At 68.8% G+C, this 2,749-nt stretch carries 3 protein-coding genes; all 3 read right to left on the reverse strand.

Annotation, left to right across the window (positions count from 1 at the left end; translation table 11 throughout):
- Positions 1 to 162 precede the first annotated feature (162 nt).
- A complete protein-coding gene (locus WAZ62_RS03585) occupies positions 163 to 933 on the reverse strand; it encodes a hypothetical protein (RefSeq protein ID WP_422642163.1) in 771 nt (256 codons plus the stop codon).
- Positions 934 to 962: 29 nt separating this feature from the next.
- Positions 963 to 1,388: a DUF350 domain-containing protein gene (locus WAZ62_RS03590; RefSeq protein ID WP_422642164.1), complete on the reverse strand. Its 426-nt coding sequence runs from the start codon at positions 1,386 to 1,388 to the stop codon at positions 963 to 965.
- 11 nt (positions 1,389 to 1,399) lie between these two features.
- Positions 1,400 to 2,749 (reverse strand): DUF2491 family protein (locus tag WAZ62_RS03595; RefSeq protein ID WP_422642165.1); only part of this gene is annotated, 1,350 nt, incomplete at its 5' end.

The following is a 2,749-nucleotide window of genomic DNA, read 5'->3' on the forward strand; positions in this document are numbered from 1 at the left end:
CGCCGGGCGCCCAGACCGATCAGCCGCCGACCACCACTTTCTTCGACGACTACCCGCCGGAAGTCGTGCCGCCGTCGTCGACCCGGCGCGATCCGACGCTGGAAGGCAGTTCGGCCGTGAAGTGAGGCCGGGTCCCCGCGACAGGCGGGGACCCGAAGCCGCTTACTTGCCCAGCTTGGCCTTGATCGCCGCCAGCCGGTCGGTGACCGTCACCGGCTTCGGCCCGGCCGCCTCGGCGAGGGCGGCGGCGATATTCGCGTCGTCTTCCTCGGGCTTGGTCGGCTTCAGCAGGCTGGCCTTGGAATTGGCCGCCTCGGCCGCGATCAGATCCTTTTCCGCCGCATCCTGCATGGTCTTCAGCGCGACGCTGAGGCCCGACGTCGTGCTGGCGAGGCCGGCGGCCCGCTTGGCGGCATCGGCCTGACGCTCGGCCATGTCGCGCTGCTGTTCGGCGCGGGACATCTGGCGCTGGGCGCGCTCCAGCTCGCTGCGGGCTTCCTTCAGCTTGACCCCGGCCGAGGCATAGGCTTCCTCGAGCTGGACGAGGAAGCTCTGCGCGTCCTCGGCATCTTTCACCTCGCGGTCGATCTCCGGCGCCATTTCCTCGAGCAGCTTCAGGAGCTGGGCGAGGCTTTTCTCGAGGCTGACCTTGCGGTCCGGGTCATTGGCGGCATCGGCCTGGGCCTGCAGGCTTTCGGCGGCGGCAAGGCGCTGTTCGCTCAGGGCCTTGATCGCGTCGGCTTCCTTCCGCTCCTTCACGAGCGACAGGCGGGCGCGGGCGACTTCGGTGCCGAGTTCGTCGAGGCGCTGTTCCATGGTGCGGAGTTCCGCCTCGGTCGCGGCCTTGGGGTCCCAGCGCACCAGGGCTTCGAGGCCGGACTGCACCGCCTGGTTGGTCTTCACGCCGAGCAGGTTCTTGATGAAGGTGATCATGGTTTTCCTCTTCGGGATTGGATGGACGATCAGCCGGCCATGGCGCCGGCGTTCAGCAGGGCAACCGCGATCTGGGCGGCGGCAAGGCCAAGACCCGCGGCGACATTGCCCGCCTCGACCCCGGCCTTCAGACCGCGGAACACGAGGGTGATGACAAGGAAGGTGACGAGCTGGATGACGAGGGCGACAAGACCCCAGACGATGATGTCGGCGAGCACGGTCGAGGTCGCGAGCGTCGCCGCCAGCGGGATCGTCAGGGCGAGGATCGAGCCGGCGAGGACGACGCCGGCCGCGACATTGCCCTCGCCGATCAGGCGGCGCTCGTGGAACGGGGTGATCGCCTGATAGATGGCGACGCCGATGCCCAGCAGGACCACGGTGGCGCCGAGCTGGGTCAGCAGCACCGGCAGGCCCGTGCCGAGGATGGTGAGGATCTGGTCGAAGGTCGACGGCATGGGATTGTCCATCAGCTGAGGGAAAGCGCGCTGGGGTTGATGTCGATGCCGGCGTGCAGGGCGACGAAGGCTTCGCGCTCGCCCCTGACCGCCGTCACCAGCAGATATTCGGTCTCGGGCGCCGGGGCCTTGCCGCCGGTCGCCCGGGCATAAAGCATGGAGATGTGGCGGATCTCGGTCTTGCCGTTCAGATCCTCCCGCGTCTCCTGCAACTCGCGCGGGGCGACATGGTTGGGACCGGGGCTCCACACCCTTTTATAGGACTTGCCGTCCTTGGTCTCGAATTCGGGCCAGCCGATCATGCCCTCGTCCTTGTCCAGCCAGAAGGACCATTCCTCGCGGTCGGCAGGCTGGACTTCGTCGAACTGCCGGAAATAACGGCATTCGGCGGGGAAGCCCTGGCCATCCAGCACCAATTGGAAAAAGGCGCCCTCGTCCTCGAGATAGAGCCGGTGATAGGTCCCGCCCCGGTCGGTCAAGGTGCCGAGGGCATCGACCCCGATCATGCCGTTGTCGGTCGCCGCCCGGGGCGCCGTCACCTTGGTCAGCCCTTCGGCGAGGATGAAGGGCGTCGGATCGAGGGTGAGCGGCATCCCGACCCGGAACAGGTCGGGCCTGTAGACTGCCCCGGTCATCTTGTTGCGCAAGATCGCCGTGGCCGAGCCCAGCGCGCTGCCGCCGCCGCCGATGGTTTCCTTCACGTCGCTGACCTTTCCCGCCGCGCTGGCGCCGGGCTTTGGCCGGCGCAGGTTCTTCACGATCATGAACAGAATGACGCCCATAATGAGGAGGGCGATGACAAGGCCGAAACCGCCGGACGACGCGGGCGGCGGGGCGATGTCGGGTGGCAGTTGCCCGGCGCGCGACGGATCGCCCGGCGCCGCCGCCAGCTGGGCGTCGAGGGCGTCGAGCTTGGCCTTCAGCGCGGGATCGCTTTCCGCCGCCTTGTCCGCTTCGGCCCGCCAGTCGCGGTAACCGGGGTCGTCGCGGTTGTCGCGGAAGAAATCGGCATGGCTGCGGTCGCTCAATGTGTCGAGCATGAACCACAGCATGACCGCGTCGAAGACGCCGAAGCTGGATCGCCCGCCATAGGCGTAAGCGGGCGTCCGATAGCCGCGACTGCCGTAATAGTCGGTCGTGGCGCGCCGACGCGGGCTGGGCGTGCTGCCGACATCGCCCCAGCCGCCGCCACTGCCGGCGCTGCTGCCGCTGTCCCGGGTCGAGGGGGTGCGCGAGGGTGCGGGGCTGAGGAAATCGTCGAGGGCGTCGCGCGACTGCCCGCGCGAGGCCGAACGGTCGGAGCCGGCGGTGGAGCCACCCCAGCCGCCGGACGAGCCGCCGCCACCTGGTCGGGCATAGCC

Origin of the sequence: Zavarzinia sp., assembly GCF_049306435.1 — a bacterium.
In the GTDB taxonomy this organism is placed as follows: Bacteria; Pseudomonadota; Alphaproteobacteria; order Zavarziniales; family Zavarziniaceae; genus Zavarzinia.